Here is a 17,542-nt window from a genome sequence, read left to right as displayed (position 1 = left end):
GTGCTATTCACAAGAATAAAAGGTTAAGTCTGACTTAAGCATAGCGAGATAAGCTGTGCTTAAATTTATTCAATTTGACGGCTTATGTCCCTTAACCAATATACGGTTTTTGCCCGTTTCGGCTTATCTAAACTAACACCTAGCACGCTTATTTTATTATTTAGCGCCTTTATCACCTTAAGTTGCAATAGCAGCTTTTTTGCCCATTTTTCTGCAGAGTATGTTGTGCGAGACAATTTGGGTTTTATGGCTGCCGTCACACTTATTATTTTTGCCTTAACCGCTTTGCTTATCGCCATTACTCAAGTAGTACTACCTCTGCGCGGCGCGATAGCCTTGATCTTATTCATTAGTGTGCTCAGTGCGTATTTTGCCGACCAGTTTGGTGTTGTGATAGATGTTGAAATGATCCGTAATAGTTTACAAACTGATATGGCAGAAGCCTCTGATCTATTGAATGTAAGTTTATTATGGCGCTTAGCCATTTTGTTGTTAGTGCCTATGGTCTTGATTAGCCTACTCCCCATAAATTCAGCTAAGCCTGAATGGCTGCAGCGACTCAAAACCAGTGGCAAGCTAAGTTTGTTTACTTTGTCGCTCATTACGCTATGTATTTTTAGTTTTAGCGCGCAGTTCACTAGCTTTATCCGTGAACATAAACCACTGCGTTATTACATCAATCCGCTGCAGCCGCTCTACTCCGGCATTAAGTACTACAGCTCTCAATTTAATAATCTGGATGCAGAGGGCTTTACCTTACTGGCCAATTATTCTGAGGTACCTACTAGCGATCCCAATCGAGAATTGATCATTATGGTGGTAGGTGAAACCGCTCGGGTTGATCACTTCGGTCTAAACGGTTACGCACGTCAAACCAATCCTTTATTAAGCAAGGAGCCTAATTTGATTTTTTATCCGGAGATAAGCTCTTGTGGTACATCAACGGCCATTTCTGTGCCTTGTATGTTTTCATTATCTTCTAAAGATGAGTTTGACGTGGATACGGCTGAGGCAACAGAAAACGCCTTTGATATTATTGCTAAAGCAGGAGTTAGTGTCCTGTGGCGTGATATTAATTCAGATTCTAAGGGTGTCGCAGTGCGCCAACCCTTTCAAGATTTCAGAAATGCCAACGTCAATCCACAGTGTGACGAAGAATGCCGAGATGTTGGCATGCTAGATGATTTACAAGCTTATATAGATCAACAGCAACAGGATATTTTTATCGTATTACATCAAATGGGCAGTCACGGGCCTGCGTATTACAAACGTTATCCTCGCGAATTTGAACGTTTTACGCCAGCTTGTCAGAGCGCAGAATTATCCCAGTGTAGCGATGCTGACATCATCAATGCCTATGACAACAGCATTTTGTATACCGACTATTTTTTGTCTAAAGTCATTGAGTTGCTCAAAAAAAATAACCAGAAATTTCAAACCAGCATGTTGTATGTCAGCGATCATGGCGAGTCCTTAGGTGAGAATGGTTTGTACCTGCACGGTTTACCCTATGCCTTTGCTCCCAAAACGCAAACCCATGTGCCCGTGATATTGTGGACAGATGAACGTTCAGATATCGATATTGCGGCAACTCGTTTACAAAGCCAAGTCACCAATAGTCACGACGCGGTAGCCAAAACCCTGATCAATTTATTTGAGCTTGAAACCGATGTAAGTTATGAAAACGTGCCGGATTTATTGAAATTCAAATCAACACATTAACGTAGACAAGATCACTTTATCGCTGTTTGTAATCGTTTGACTCGCGAGATTAACAGGCTATCTAAAATGATAACTGCTATCAGAGCGAGGGCTGAAAGTGGAAAACATAAGGCCACCACTATCATGGCAAATCCGACCAACTTGCTTATCGCTGGCGGTGCCATTGGCGAGCCCAACTTGCCTTGTTTTTTGGGGCGGCGTTTCCACCACAGCACTAGACCACTGGCAATCATGAACAGGACCATGGCGACCAAGACAAGATTCAACAACAAATTCCACAGCCCCAAATCGCCCTGATGTAAAGGAATAAAAGCCGCCATCGCCTTACCCATAACAGGGTAATCGGCAAATTTAAATTCAGCGAGTGGCTCACCATTGAAGCGGTCGAGGTGCAAGGTACGTTCGGTCAAGGGATTGGTGATGTCGCCGGCCATAGTGGTAGCAGAAATCGTCCAGACGCCAACCTCACCTTGCGGAAAATGCACACGGTAGTTAGCAAACCCTTGCTCAGCAGCAATTCGGTTAACCGCATTTAAACCAAATTCGCCCGAATTGGCAGCTGACTCTGGCATCGGTGTTTGTTCCATCACCCAAGGCACATGATGCATTCCTGTATGATTCATCGAGTCGTGGTTCATTGCGGTATGGTCCATTGCCTCGAGGTCCATATTGGTATGCCCCATAGCTGCATGATCCATGGACTCGTGATCGACAGTCTGCTGGCTTTCAGTATTTTTAGGCGCTTCAAAACGCGGAAGGGAACTCCATGGTTGCACCAGTTTACCTCCCCACACGTTAGTCCAAGCAAGGCCAGATATTAAAAAAAACACTAAAGGGATAGCGACAAACAATCCAATAATCCGGTGCAGACGGCGCCAATCTTCACGACTTATTAGTGAGAAGCGTGGTACTAAGCTGCGCCAGCCATCCTTTGGCCACGCCAAATACACACCACTTAGCACCATCAAGACGCCAAGACCAGCGGCAATTTCAAGCAAGGTGTCGCCGATATCACCCATATACAAGGAGCTATGTAACACTTTTACCCAGTTATAAAAGCTAGTAGTCGGATCAAGTGTGCCCAATATTTCTGCATTATAGGGGTTGATATACACCGTTGTGCTGGGCGCGTTATGCCCACCATGGCCACCAGCATGCTCTGCTTGCAATGAAAACTGCGCAGATTCAGTATTGTCGCGCGGTGGTATATATAGCTTTACGCTAGAGTGAGGATATTGCTCACTCACCTTGTTTAACAAGGTATTAGCAGTTAGAGGGTGTTCTTGTGGCGTAACCTTAAGTAAATTTTGATGTAATAATGGCTCAATAGGTTTGCTGAGTAACATCAACACACCACTGAGTGACAATATCAATAAAAAAGGCACAACAAACAAACCCGCATAAAAATGCCAGCGCCATACAGCACGATAAAGTTGCTCACTACGGATTGATACTTTACTGTTATTTTTCAAAATGTTATCTCGCATAAATACAATCGGCGCCGCTGTTTACTGTGAAAGATTGCACATTTAAAACTGAAACTTAGCGCCAAAATATACTGATCGTGGTTCGCCTGCCTGCAATATTGCAGCATTTGGTGCGGCGCGGTCTTTTACACTAAATACAGAGACATACTCTTTATCTGTAAGGTTACGGGCTTCACCAAAGACTTCCCATGACTCTCCACTTAAACCAATGCGTAAACCCACTAGCGTGTAATTATCAATGGTATAGCTATTGCTAAAATCTGCGTAACGTTTATCCACAATATCAAAAGTCGGTCCGACAAAAAATCCATTGGCGTGGCGATAGAGAATTTCGCCTTTGACCGCATAACCTGGTGCTGCAGGTAGTTCGTTATTGCCATAGTTACTATCGTTATCAAAAGAGAAGCGGTTGATCGTCAGGCTCACTAATGGGTCTAAGCGATGTTTACCTACATTATCCAGAGCAAAACTGGCTCCCACTAAAGCTTCAAAGCCAGCGTGAATCGTATCATCAACGTTAGAAGATAGGCTGGTGCCTGGTGCATTGGGATCATCTATCGATAAAATTTCATCCTGCAATTGGCCGTAATACAGAGCAAATTCCCAGTTCATATTATCATTGGCATTAAAGGGTTTGGTGCCGCGAGTACCCACCTCTACAACCTTACCATGCATGGCCTTAAGTGCTTCATCATCCATACTAGCATCGTCTTCGAGCTCGTAATTAGTTGGCGGCTCGTACAGACGGCTAATATTGGCAAATAATTCGCTATTTTCTGTTACTTGATAAATCAAACCTATGCGTGGATTAATACTGTTGTAGTCAGCTTGTGGATTGTAGAGCGCGCCACTTGTGGCATTGGTATTACGTACTTCGCGGCTAGCAGCAACCAACTGCAAACCATAAATCAATTTCCATTTATCCACTATCTGCCAGCGGTCGACTAAAAATAGCTCTAAACTATCTGCATCGTTGTCCACCACAGTCATCAAATTTTGCCGCACGCCAGCTTCGTGGCTGTAGTTGCCCCCTTTAACCGTGGTAACACCATAATTAAGCCCAACCAACAGATCGTGTTCAGCCACTCGCAAATTGTAACGCAATGACGTGCCAGTAGTATGCTGATCAGTATCGATCAACAAGCTAAAATAAGGGCTGTAAACAATAGGATGATAAAGACTTTGCTCTTCGTACGAGATACCCACCGTCAAACTACTGTTGCTGTTTAGGTTCCACACGGTTTTGTTAGCCATACGCCACGTTTCAACGTTATGCAAAAAATTCCCTACTATAGAGGCAGGCTGGCCTTGATAGGGGTCTTGGGCAAATTGCTCTGCCGTCAACGCACCGGGTAACTCTTGATCATTATCGATATAATTAAAGTAAAAACGGGTTTTTAGATCGTCACTGATTTGCCAACCTGCATTGGCGTAAAGGCCTTCACGCTGCTGCTGTTGATGCACTCGAAACCCATCCCATTTACGGGATTCCACAGTCATTATACCATCAAAGTTACCGGCCACTGCGCCAGCAGTGAGTCGCCCTTGTAACTGACCGTGACTGCCTGCATTTAGCATGATTTCCAGTGGTTCAATGTCATGGGCAGTAGGAGATACAAAATCAATGGCACCACCTAAAGTACTCGCACCATAGGTTAGGGCGTTAGCTCCTCTGGCGACCACCGCATAACGAGTGCTGAGTGGGTCAATGGTCCGATTGTGATTGTTGCCATCCGCTGCAGTGATGGGCAAACCATCTTGTAAGAGTTTGATGCCATTACCATCGTAGCTAGTGGCATCAAGATTAGAGCCACGACTTGAGAAAAATGCAGAGTCACCTGTAGAGCCACTCGCCACCCATACGCCTGGCACATAACGCAACATATCTGCCAGATTGGACACACTACGCTTGGCTAATTCACTGCTATCTATTAGTGTTACACCACCTGGAGTGAGGGCTCTTTCGCTTGCAATTTCTAATTTAAGTTGCTCACCTTGAACGAGGATCCTTTCGGGCGGCTCATTAGTCGTAGCGTTGGCAGCTTCATTAGCAAAAGCAGTAAATGACAAACTAAGACTAAGGCTTATACAAGTTGCTAACCGTTTGCGCGGAGATGAAAACATAACAGTATCCTTTGTTAATCAATTTGATGTGCGCGTCAATGCGATAAAATCTTAATGCAGAAATTCGAATGATGGAATGTGGCAAAATGTCGCAGCTAGTCTGTTTCACTAAATGGAAAATTGAAATGAACATGATGAACCGATACAAACACTCTTGCGTCTTGTGCTGTGCCAGCCTGTTACTTTGCTGTTTTGCCGCGAAGGCGCACAGCCAAACAAGTCCGCTCGTATTAGCGGTAGATTTTGAAAAATCTAACGAGGGTGTTTATCAAGCTAGTGAAGTTGCTGCTGACTGGCCAAACCTTAGTTGGCAAAACTTGGCAGACAGGGCAGGAATCATTGATAGCCACGAAGCCGAGTTTAATAAAGTACTAAAAATCTCTTATCCCCACGGTAGTGTGGGGCCTAGTCAAGGTGGCGGGCAATTTTTGCAAGCCTTAGTGCCGGCAAAAGAATTGTGGCTGTCTTACCAAGTAAAATTTGCAGAAAACTTTGATTTTAGGCTAGGCGGCAAGTTACCCGGTTTAACCAGCGGTGGCGCTAAATATAGCGGTGGCACTATTCCTAAACTAGGCCAAGGTTGGAGCGCGCGTTATATGTGGCGCAAAAACGGCGAAGCCATTATCTACCTTTACCATATGAAGATGCCGGGTAGTTGGGGAGAAGATCTCGCTTTAGAAGGTGCGCGTTTTAAGCCAGGACAATGGCATACTTTGGTACAACATATCCGCGTTAATGAAATGAACAAAGCCGATGGGGTGTTGGAAGTTTGGGTTGATGGTAAAAAACGTTTAAGCCGCAGTGACATTGAATATAGAGGCCAGCCACAAGCACTGATAGACAGTTTTTATTTTTCGACTTTTCATGGCGGCAATACGCCAGATTGGGCGCCGAAACAGGATACCACGGCCTATTTTGATAATTTTATTATCAGCACGGCTCCCCTAATTCAATAGTCGATAATCTTATACCAACTCCAATAAATAATAAAAAAGCCCTGTAACAACAGGGCTTTAATTTTTTTGAGCTATATAAAGTTTGCGACTCTATTAATTAACCTTCGACTGGTGAAACCACAAACAGTAAGTCACCTTGTGACACTTGTTGGCCATTACTATTAAGAATTCGCTCAATACGGTATTTTTGGTCTTCGGGGTATAACACTCCCGTTTGACGATTAAAGCCGGCCAAAGTAACTTGCGAAAACATTTTCATGGCTTCCATCAAGGCTAGGGTTTGTTCTACGGTGACGATGTCGCCTTCTTTGACAAACTCCGCTTCGCCTTGGGCTGGTGTGGTATAAAAAATACCGGCGCCATGGGCTAATACTTTCAGTTCGTTACTTTCACCTACACGTAATGATTCGGTATCAACATCGGCCGTTTCAGCAGCAGCTTCCATTTCTGCTATCAGCACCTGATGGTCTAACTCGGCCATTAAACGTGGCAAATAATTCGTATCATATACCCCGTCTTTAAAAGTAGCATCGCTGAGGATACGCTTTAACAAAGGAATGTTAGTGGCTATACCTTTAATTACTACACTATCAAGGTAGGCGTACATTTTAGCTACAACATCGGCGCGATCTTTACCACGAATGATAAGCTGAGCAATTAAGCTGTCGTAGTAAGGTGATATTTCTTTACCCGCAGCGGCAATAGAAATGATTTCAATATCATCACCTTGTGGCATGCTGCATTCAGTGATGAGACCCGGATTAGGGATAAGCTGCAAAATACCATGACTATCAACCGCGGCTTTTTCGGCAGTCACGCGCACTTCCATGGCATAACCTTGCTCGATAGGCTCAAGGGCTTCAATTGAGCGACCCGCGGCAATATCAAATTGCGCACTGACAATATCGATACCTGATGTGGCTTCGGTAACCGGATGTTCAACTTGCAGTCGGGTATTCATTTCCATGAAATACACTTCATTGGCATCTAAGTTATAGATAAATTCAACCGTACCAGCACCCATATAATCGGTCGCATTACCTAAGGCTCGGGTATATTCCATGACTCGTTGTTTTAGCTCTTCGGGCAACATGGTTGAACCGGATTCTTCAATGACTTTTTGATTATTACGTTGCACAGAGCAGTCGCGAATACCTAATACTTTGGTATTGCCAAACTGATCGCGCAATAACTGCACTTCAATGTGACGTAATGATGTGACATATTTTTCTAGATATAAATCACCATTACCAAAGGCGGCTGCGGCTTCTGTGGCGGTTTTTTGGAATAAATTCATCATATCTTCAGGACGTTTAACCACCTGAATACCTTTACCACCACCACCTTGTACCGCTTTTAATAATACCGGATAGCCAATTTCGAGAGCCACATTTACCGCTTGTTCAGCGTTGCTTAAAATACCATGGCTGCCTGGTACCACCGGCACATTTTGCCCTTGTGAGGTATGGATCGCATTGGACTTATTACCCATAGTGGTCATGGAGTGCACACTAGGGCCAACAAAGTTTACGCCATTGTTCACACATAACGCGGCAAACTGCGGGCTTTCTGACAAAAATCCAATACCAGGGTGCAGTGCATCAACATTTTCGTATTCAGCCACTTTTAATACCGAATACGCATTTAAGTAACTTTCGTCAGAGGTGTTACCTCCGATACAAACCAGTTTGTCGTTGTCTTTGAGCATCTCAGCCGGTACTGATGTCATGTCAGGATCCGATGCCACTAATACGACACTGATGTTGTTATCATGGGCTTTACGGATCAGTTTAACCGCTGTACAGCCACGGGCATGTACCAAAACCTTATCGATGGGTTTCATCAACATGCGTGGGTCGTCTTGGACAATAACCTCATCTAACTCAATTTCTTCAGGCACCAAGGTTGATAAGGCTTTACTGATCACATCTTCCACTTTTAAGGTAGGCATGGGCATGACGGGATCAATTTCAGACAACTGGCTATCTAAGGTGTCGCTGAAAGGGTTAAACACTAAACCCGTCATCGAACCGGAAACCTTTGATAAATAGTTGGATAATGTAGCCGTTGATGGCAAATAAGCTGGCACCACCATTTGACCTGCAAATGGCATGTTAGTACCCGATAGATAATAAGTTTGCACTAAGGGATGCGTTACAAAACTAGCTTGTGCACCGCCAGTACAGTCACCAAAACCAAACATTAATACGGGTAATTCATTGTCACGAATAAAACGAGTCATACGGTCGTTAACCACGGCCATAGAAAACAGTGCTGCTGCGCCTTCTTTGGTTTGCATACCACCTGAGCTGATAAAACAAATCACCGGTAATTTACGTTTGGCACATTCAATTAATAAGGAACTGAATTTCTCGGCACTGGCCATATCAAAAGCGCCAGCCTGAAATGCTGTATTGGATACCGCTACACCAACTCGTAACTTAGTACCCTTGTTATTGAAGTCGGCTAAACCAGTAATTAAACCACAAGGGCGGATTTTTTTTTCAATGGCATCTTCAATCGACAAACGAAAACCAGGGAAGTTAAGTAAGTTGGCAGACATTTGCTCTGCACCAATTTCTTTAAACTTGGTGAAAAATTGACTGATCACATTTTCCCAAGTCATTTTTCCTAGTTTTTTCTCTTCGCGCAGCACTCTTTGGATTAACAAATCTCGGTAACCCATGGTTAAGCGGTTCCAAAAATCTTTGCGTCGCCCAATGCGCACAGGGTTGATGATGCCGGTGTATTTTTTGTGATCTTTTTCGCTATCAAAATACTCGGGCAGCAGGCTTTCGAAAAAATAAGTCAAAATAACAAAAAGTGAATCGTTTAATTGTGGAAAACCCACACTCTTCCACTGTTCTACGCGGGTTAATAACTGGGCACGGTTTGATTGCGCCATGAAGTATCTTAACCATTTATAGAACTTGCTTTTGTCGTTGGCGCTGTCTTTGCTGGATAAGGCGTTATCAATGGATTTATGTAATAACTTATCGACCGAAACACGAGATAAACTTTTAGACATCATGGCTTCTTTCGAAATAGACGCCAAACTGCCCACAACATTGTCATATAAGGCATTAAAAATCAGGATGTTATGGCATTGCCAGATGAAGTCTTCACGTAACTCATCATTAACCACAACATCAAGTACTGTCAGTTGATTAAGTTCTGGCCAAGGTGCCTGAGTGGTAGACGTTGGCAGTGATTCTAAATGCGCAATCAAGCCCGCAAAATTATTTGGTGAGTTGCTTTTCCAGCGATGATATAGCGACCAACCGATGTTAAATATCAAGGCCTTACGTGCTTTGTCATAATTTACTTTGGGTTCACCCAAAATAAGACGTGTGATCACGTTACGCTCAGTGGACACTGCACTGCGTTTGTTACGAAAGGTCGCCCATAATTTGTTGAGTTCTTCGTCGTAAATCAGCTTATCAGGGTTAGTTAACCACGCCTGAAAAACATGTTCTTGCTCTTGTTTAATTCGGATCTGCAAATCGCCTTTGGGCACACTCACCTTTGACAAAAGACCGTATTGATCTTGGGCAATGGAGTGGATACGGCTACGTAGCGTTAAATAACGCAAATAACGATAGGCGCTACCAAAAATATTGTGGTGGGTGGTAGGGCTATTGGCGATAGACAAACTGGTTTTATTTTCCAGCGCAAGCAAGTTAACCGATGGTGTCAAGAAACGCTGCAAACTGCGGTCATAATGTTCTTTTAATTCGGCTGATTCGCGCACAAAACTGATTGCAGCCTTTTCAATCGCCTCAATAGAACTGATAATTGCGCGGCGTAAATTATGCTGACGATCATCTTTATCTGAAGGTGAAAAGTCGATAATACCGTCTATGCAACCCGCGCTATAAAGTTCTTCCGGCGACACTCCTACTGATTTAGCACATTCTTGCCAGGATAAATTGTATTTACGCGCAATGCTTTGCAAACCCTGGGGTTGAATGGTGTTAAAAATACCATCACGTACCGAAAGCAATATATTGGCGGTGGCCAACGGAATTGCACCACCAGAATAACCCGCTCCAATAACAATGCCCACGGTTGGCATATCAACATTGGCGCTTTCTGCTATCGCTTTAGAAATTGAATGAGCTTGGTTTTGGCTGTTAGCCACTTCACCAGCATCAGCTCCTGGGGTATCAATTAAATAGACTATGGGTAACGACAAATCAGCAAAATGACGAATGGCTTTACAGGCAGCAAGATGATGTTCTGGCATCCAAGCGCCGTTTGCCGTTGTGCGCTCTTGCGCAATAAATCCAATACGGCGGGTGCGCGGTCCAAAATGCAGTTCAACTTCGGCACGATAAAATGGCCCGATATGCAATTCAGCAATAATCTTGCCCTTCAGATCAGCGATGATACGTTTTGCGCCCAGTCGGTTTTTGTCTTGAGTTGGTTGGATCACTTTATTGACATAACCGTCGACATCTAAAGAGGCCAAGTTTTTCAAATTTGCTTGAATGACATCTTCGCTAACTAAACCTTTTACTTCTTCAGACAGGCTTTGTTTGCTGTGGGCTGGAAACAATGAAAAATCTTTAGCCAAGTGTTCAGCTTGCAAAAAAAGAGGATCTGCCGAAAGTGCTCGGGTGGTATTAGAAGGTCGTTCTTTGGTAGCCATTGATAGGATCTCTGCGAATAAAGGTACTAAAATTTTTAGCGGGCAAATATAACGTTGTTAATATACATTTTACTAACTAAAATGACTGGGACGCTTTGTTCCATAATTGAAACAGTGAGGTTTGAGTGGCGGATTTAAACGGCATGATGCTATTTGCAGCCGTAGTAAGAGCTAATGGTTTCTCCCAAGCCGCCCGAGAAATTGGCCAGCCTAAATCGACTATTAGCCGCAAAATAGCTCAGCTAGAAGAACAACTTGGCGTGCGCTTATTGCAACGGGATACACGCAATGTCAGTTTGACTCAAATAGGGGCATTGTATTATCAACATTGTGATTCAATCAGCCATGAAATTGAAGCCGCTAAAGCGGTCATTGAAAGCACCCATAATGATATTTCAGGTGCATTACGGATCGCCGTGCCAGTGTCATTTTCGCAGGAAGTGTTTGGGCATTTATGTTCAAGTTTTATGCACCTTTATCCTAATATCGAATTGGATATTCAGTTTACTGACAATGATGTAGGTTTGGTTGGCGAAGGTTATGACATTGCTATTAAATTTGGCCCGCTACAGTCTTCAGATCTGGTTGCACGTTTATTGTTTCAGCGCCAACCCATGTTGCTTGCCAGCCCTGGTTATATAAAAAAATTCAGTAGCCCCGCCACACCACAGGATCTCGTTAACCATAGAGGGATTTTATTAGGCAGCACTTTATCAGCGCCTATTTGGGCATTAGGCAAAGGTCAGCGTAAAACGATGGCGACCTTTAAACGCAAGGTGCGAGTGAATAGCAGCAACATGGTTAAACGTCTCGCTTTGGATGATTATGGTATAGCGATGTTAACCCATACTAGTTGCAAACAAGAGCTTGCCGCCGGTCGTTTAGTGCCAATTTTACCAGAATGGCCAATAGAGCCATTTAACGTTTATGGGGTTTATTCAAGCAGACGGCAGTTAGCCAGTAATATCGTGGCTTTTTTAGATTTTTTTACTAAACGCTACACCAGTCAAGAATCGCTGTATTCAATGATGAGTTAAATCTGCAGCGCATTTAACTAAAGCAAACCTAATAAATGTAAAAAGCCCCGTAAAAACAGGGCTTTGAAGATTATTTGCTTTACATACAAAAAGCGGTCTCTGGTAACAGTCAGAACGGGATATCGTCATCAAAGTCAAAGTCTGGTTCAACCATAGGAGGTTGATTTTTTTGACTGGGAGGAGACTGATTAAAACCTTGGTTGTTGCCACCTTGGTTACTTGCACCTTGATTAGCACCGCCGCCTTGATTAGGCATTTTTTGATAACTAGGTTGGGCTTGGTTGTAAGCCTGAGCACCTTGTGGAGCTGCACCTTGGCGAGGTTGAAAACCGCCTTCAGACTGACCTGCTTGACCACCTTTACCACCTAACATTTGCATTTGGTCGGCTATAATTTCGGTAGTGTAACGATCTTGGCCTTGTTGATCCTGCCATTTACGAGTTTGCAATTTGCCTTCGACATAAATTTGCGAACCTTTGCGTAAATACTCACCGGCTATTTCGGCTAAACGGCGGTACATGGTGATCCTGTGCCACTCGGTACGCTCTTGTAACTGACCTGCCTGATCTTTCCAGCTTTCACTGGTTGCTAAGGTTAAATTAGCTACGGCATTGCCATTAGGCATATAGCGAACTTCAGGATCCTGTCCTAAGTTACCAACTAAAATTACTTTATTAACACCTTTAGTCGCCATTTTTACTCCTATTATTCTTCTAAATTCAGACTCTTACGAGCCCTTTGAATATCAAATTTCCGACTATCAACTTTGATATAAATGACTTGTTCACTATGAATTACGGTCAGGTCTTCGACACCATCAAACTCTGCAAGTTGCTGTGCTAGGTGATCAGCGCCCTGACTATCAACCTTAAGTGTATAACGTTTTAAACGCTCAGTACTATGCAAACCTTTGATTAAATAGCTCCAGACTAAACAGATTAGCGCAGCCAAACCAAACACCCACTCACTTCCCCAATATTGACTGATGGCAGAGGATAATACGCCGCCTAAAAAAGCGCCAAAAAACTGAAAGCTGGCGTAAATTCCCATGGCCGAACCTTTTTTTCCAGCCGGAGCAATGCTCGATACCATGGCAGGAAAATTGGCTTCGAGGTAATTAAAACACGTAAAAAATACACTCACCAACAACATAATAAGCAACATAGAGCAGCTATCTATAGCAAGTGCCGCAAATACCGTTGCTAAACCCAGCACACACACAAACATCAATACTGATTGGGATAACTTTCGGCCTGTGGTCATGATAAGCGCCAGCCCCATCACAGAACTGAGTAATACAATTAAATAGAGCTGCCAATGTTCGGCCAATGGCCAGCCTAAGGACACAAAAAACCGTGGTATGTGCACAAATAACAAGGTAATCAACATGTGCAAAAACAGGACACTTAGATTAAGCCGCAGCAGTTGGGGGTGCCTTAGCAATGTTTTAAGATCACTGATTACCGGTAAAGTATCGCCTTTGGGAGCGATATTATGGGCATTGGGCACTACAAACAGTACTAACAATATGCACAATAGTGCCAATAAACCAGTGGCTAAAAATATGCCTCTAAGGCCATAACCATTAGCGATAACCGGTCCCATCAACAGGGCGATATAAAACGAAAATCCAATAGCGACACCAATAATCGCCATCACTTTAGGGCGTTGGTTGTCACGGCTCAAATCACCGGCCAGCGCCATAATCGCACCAGCAATAGCACCAGCACCTTGTAAAAAACGGCCAACCACAACCCAGACTAAACTATCGGCATAAGCAGCTACTAAACTGCCTGCAGAAAATAACAGTAAACCTATGATGATCACCGGCTTGCGACCAATTTTATCTGACAGCACACCCATGGGGATCTGTAAACAGGCTTGGGTTAAGCCGTAACCGCCTATCGCTAAACCCACTAAAAATACCGAATAGTCAGGATATTTATGAGCTGCAATGGCCATCACCGGCATGATCATAAACAAACCAAGCATGCGTAATACGTAGATAAATGCCAGCGAAAATGCGGCGCGAAGTTCGAGTGAATTCAAGGTAATTACAATCTTTTAATACGGTTGTTAATATAGTAAACGGACGATAATTTTAAGCGCGCGAGTGTAGCACAATTGTTAGTCTCACCCATAGCCAAAAAACCAGCCAAATACATATAGCCCTTATCTTTAGAATTGCACGGCGGCGGCGAATGAATGCAGCCAACCAACCTGCATCTTCAGGTTGGTTGCGTATATAAGCCTTTGCTTAAAAAGATAATTGCTCTTGGCATAGAGCTACTTTGCAGAGTATGTAATACTACTCTTTTGGCTCCGAAACTGGTTACAAATGGACAAAATTGAAGTACGTGGCGCCCGCACCCACAACCTCAAAAATATTAATGTCACTATCCCCCGAGATAAGCTGACAGTTATTACCGGCTTATCCGGCTCTGGTAAATCTTCACTTGCTTTTGATACTTTGTATGCTGAAGGTCAACGTCGTTATGTTGAGTCTTTGTCAGCTTATGCTCGTCAGTTTTTATCTATGATGGAAAAGCCTGATGTTGATCATATTGAAGGTCTATCGCCAGCCATTTCCATCGAGCAAAAATCTACTTCACATAATCCACGCTCGACTGTGGGTACCATCACCGAAATTTACGATTATTTACGTTTACTCTATGCTCGAGTGGGCGAACCCCGTTGCCCTGATCATCATGTACCATTAAATGCCCAGACTATTAGCCAAATGGTGGATAGAGTCTGTGAAATGCCTGAAGACGTTAAACTGATGTTGTTGGCACCTGTGGTACAAGATCGTAAAGGTGAACATGTTAAAACCTTGGAAAATTTATCAGCTCAAGGTTTTATTCGCGCCAGAATAGACGGTGAAGTGTGTGACTTATCTGATCCACCGCCCCTAGACTTACACAAAAAACACACCATTGAAGTGGTCGTTGACCGTTTTAAAGTGCGCGATGATCTTAAATTACGTTTGGCAGAGTCCTTTGAAACCGCGTTAAATTTATCCGGCGGGACCGCCAAAATCGCCTTTATGGACGAACCGACTAAACAAGAGTTAGTGTTTTCGTCAAACTTTGCTTGCCCCCATTGTGGTTACAGCATGGCGGAGCTAGAACCCCGACTGTTTTCGTTTAACAACCCTGCTGGCGCATGCCAAACTTGTGATGGTTTAGGCACGAAACAGTTTTTTGACCCGCAACGTATTGTGACCAACGACGAACTGAGTTTATCTGGTGGAGCGATTAGAGGCTGGGATAAACGTAGTTATTATTATTTTCAGATGCTGCAAGCGGTGGCCGATCACTACAAATTTGATCTTAGTAAACCCTTTAGCGAATTGGATGATAAAGCCAAAGACTTGGTGTTGTTTGGCAGTAAGGGCACTTCATTAAAATTCAAATATATTAATGATCGTGGCGACATCATGGAGCGTAAACACCCCTTTGAAGGCATCATTCCAAACATGGAACGACGCTACAAAGAAACTGAATCCAACGCGGTACGAGACGAACTAGCAAAATACTTAAGCCAACAAAGTTGCACCAGTTGTAATGGCACACGTTTGCGCCTTGAAGCCAGAAACGTATTTATTGGCGACACGCCCTTACCCACTATCACCGACATGTCTATCGCTGATGCGCTGGCCTTTTTTGCCGGAGTGGTATTAACCGGTAATCGTGAACAAATTGCTGAAAAAATATTTAAGGAAATCAACGATCGACTGACATTTTTAGTTAACGTTGGTTTGAACTATCTGTCATTGTCACGCAGTGCCGATACTTTATCTGGGGGCGAGGCTCAGCGTATTCGACTCGCCAGCCAAATCGGTGCTGGTCTGGTGGGGGTGATGTATGTATTAGATGAACCTTCCATTGGTTTACATCAGCGTGACAACGAACGCCTACTCAAAACTCTGGTCCATTTACGAGATTTGGGTAATACGGTGATTGTGGTTGAACACGACGAAGACGCCATTCGCGCTGCTGATTTTGTCTTGGATATTGGCCCAGGTGCTGGTGTACATGGTGGCGAAATCGTCGCGCAGGGCACGATTGAAGACATCAAAAACAGCGAACATTCACTGACAGGCAAATATTTGTCGGGCCGTGAAAAAATAGAAATTCCAACAAAGCGCACTCCCATCGATCAAAGTAAGTGGATAGAGCTGACTGGAGCTAGCGGTAACAACCTACAAAACGTGACCTTTAGAGCGCCTATAGGTTTAATGACCTGTGTAACGGGCGTGTCTGGTTCGGGTAAATCTACCTTAATCAACGACACCTTCTATCGTATCGCTCATCGTGATCTGAATAACGCCACCACAGGCGAGCCTGCGCCATACAAAACCATCGATGGGTTGCAGCACATGGACAAGGTCGTGGATATCGATCAAAGCCCAATAGGCCGCACACCGCGCTCTAATCCTGCTACTTACGCAGGCATTTTCACGCCGGTGCGTGAGTTGTTTGCAGGCACGCAAGAATCCCGTTCACGAGGTTATCAAGCCGGACGTTTTAGCTTTAACGTCAAAGGCGGACGTTGTGAAGCTTGCCAAGGGGACGGTGTCATCAAAGTTGAGATGCACTTTTTACCCGACGTGTATGTACCTTGTGATGTGTGTAAAGGTAAACGTTACAACCGTGAAACCCTTGAAATACAATATAAAGGGCTCAACATTCATCAAATACTGAATATGACTATTGAAGAAGCTCGCCCCTTCTTTGATGCGATACCAGCCATTGCTCGTAAGCTACAAACGTTGATAGATGTAGGTTTGTCTTATGTGCGTTTAGGCCAATCTGCTACAACCTTGTCTGGCGGTGAAGCACAGCGGGTTAAGCTGGCTAAAGAACTATCTAAACGAGATACCGGCCAAACACTGTACATCTTGGATGAACCCACTACCGGCCTGCATTTTCACGACATCAAACAGTTATTACATGTATTACATAGACTGCGTGATCATGGCAATACCGTGGTAGTGATTGAGCATAATCTAGATGTAATCAAAACGGCTGACTGGGTAATTGATTTAGGCCCAGAGGGTGGTTCTGGTGGCGGACAAATTATCGCTCAGGGCACACCTGAAGATATTTGTCAGGTAGAGATGTCACATACTGGTCGTTTTTTAAAACCTATGTTGCTGAGCCAGAATGTTTAGCGAGTGGTTTAAAGTCCGTTTTTGCGAAACAGATGGGCTCGCCCATGTGAGCAATACGGTACTGGTACAATGGTTTGAAAGCGCTCGTGAGCCAATTTTTAGACTGTTCACACCTGAGTTAGACTTGCGTAACTGGCCTTTAATTTTGGCCAGTTACAAGGTGGATTTTCTCAAGCAAATTTTTTACGGGCAAGATGTTGAGGTGCGCACTTATATCAGTCGCATAGGCAATAGCGCCTTTGACGTCTATCAGGAAGTGTGGCAAAACCAACAAAAATGCGCGACAGGCCTGACGACCTTAGTGAGCTTTGACTTCGAATTGCAAAAAGCCAAACCCATTAGTGAAGACATAAAAGCCTTACTAAGCTCTCATCAAATAAGCTTATAAA

Annotated in this window: 10 protein-coding genes; 5 read left to right on the top strand and 5 right to left on the bottom strand. The window is 43.8% G+C overall.

Features of this window, described 5'->3' with window-relative positions; translation table 11 throughout:
- The first annotated feature begins 84 nt into the window (after nt 1–84).
- On the top strand, nt 85–1,722 hold the full coding sequence (locus tag AX660_RS05895) for a phosphoethanolamine transferase (RefSeq protein WP_068373885.1): 1,638 nt from the start codon (nt 85–87) through the stop codon (nt 1,720–1,722).
- An 11-nt stretch (nt 1,723–1,733) separates the two neighbouring features.
- Here the strand turns inward: AX660_RS05895 and AX660_RS05890 are convergent, their stop codons facing one another.
- Both AX660_RS05890 and AX660_RS05885 read right to left on the bottom strand, forming a co-directional pair.
- Complete coding sequence (locus AX660_RS05890) at nt 1,734–3,194, bottom strand: PepSY-associated TM helix domain-containing protein (protein WP_201027406.1); 1,461 nt, start codon at nt 3,192–3,194, stop codon at nt 1,734–1,736.
- Between the two features lie 57 nt (nt 3,195–3,251).
- A complete protein-coding gene (locus AX660_RS05885; protein WP_068373881.1) occupies nt 3,252–5,333 on the bottom strand; it encodes a TonB-dependent receptor family protein in 2,082 nt (693 codons plus the stop codon).
- Between the two features lie 86 nt (nt 5,334–5,419).
- Here AX660_RS05885 and AX660_RS05880 point away from each other — a divergent pair, with 86 nt between their 5' ends.
- Nucleotides 5,420–6,289 (top strand): polysaccharide lyase, encoded by an 870-nt coding sequence (locus tag AX660_RS05880; protein ID WP_131811760.1) that lies wholly within the window; start codon nt 5,420–5,422, stop codon nt 6,287–6,289.
- 97 nt (nt 6,290–6,386) lie between these two features.
- Here the strand turns inward: AX660_RS05880 and AX660_RS05875 are convergent, their stop codons facing one another.
- Nucleotides 6,387–10,940 (bottom strand): ATP-binding protein, encoded by a 4,554-nt coding sequence (locus tag AX660_RS05875; protein WP_068373875.1) that lies wholly within the window; start codon nt 10,938–10,940, stop codon nt 6,387–6,389.
- A gap of 125 nt (nt 10,941–11,065) precedes the next feature.
- On the opposite strand from AX660_RS05875, the gene AX660_RS05870 reads away from it, so the two are divergent.
- Nucleotides 11,066–11,977 (top strand): LysR family transcriptional regulator, encoded by a 912-nt coding sequence (locus AX660_RS05870; protein ID WP_068373871.1) that lies wholly within the window; start codon nt 11,066–11,068, stop codon nt 11,975–11,977.
- Nucleotides 11,978–12,086: 109 nt separating this feature from the next.
- On the opposite strand, the gene AX660_RS05865 is transcribed toward AX660_RS05870, so the two are convergent.
- Nucleotides 12,087–12,671 (bottom strand): single-stranded DNA-binding protein, encoded by a 585-nt coding sequence (locus AX660_RS05865; RefSeq protein ID WP_068373870.1) that lies wholly within the window; start codon nt 12,669–12,671, stop codon nt 12,087–12,089.
- Between the two features lie 11 nt (nt 12,672–12,682).
- The gene (locus AX660_RS05860; RefSeq protein WP_068373867.1) at nt 12,683–14,026 is read right to left on the bottom strand and encodes an MFS transporter; all 1,344 of its coding nucleotides are present in this window, start codon (nt 14,024–14,026) and stop codon (nt 12,683–12,685) included.
- 289 nt (nt 14,027–14,315) lie between these two features.
- Between AX660_RS05860 and uvrA the strand changes: the two genes are divergently transcribed.
- Nucleotides 14,316–17,153, top strand: a complete 2,838-nt coding sequence (uvrA, locus tag AX660_RS05855) for an excinuclease ABC subunit UvrA (RefSeq protein WP_068373866.1) — start codon at nt 14,316–14,318, stop codon at nt 17,151–17,153.
- A complete protein-coding gene (locus AX660_RS05850) occupies nt 17,146–17,541 on the top strand; it encodes an acyl-CoA thioesterase (RefSeq protein ID WP_068373863.1) in 396 nt (131 codons plus the stop codon). The genes uvrA and AX660_RS05850 overlap by 8 nt, the downstream gene beginning before the upstream one ends.
- Nucleotide 17,542: the final 1 nt, after the last annotated feature.

The sequence above is a fragment of the Paraglaciecola hydrolytica genome (genome assembly GCF_001565895.1).
GTDB lineage: Bacteria > Pseudomonadota > Gammaproteobacteria > Enterobacterales > Alteromonadaceae > Paraglaciecola > Paraglaciecola hydrolytica.
This window is presented reverse-complemented; position numbering and strand designations above follow the sequence as displayed.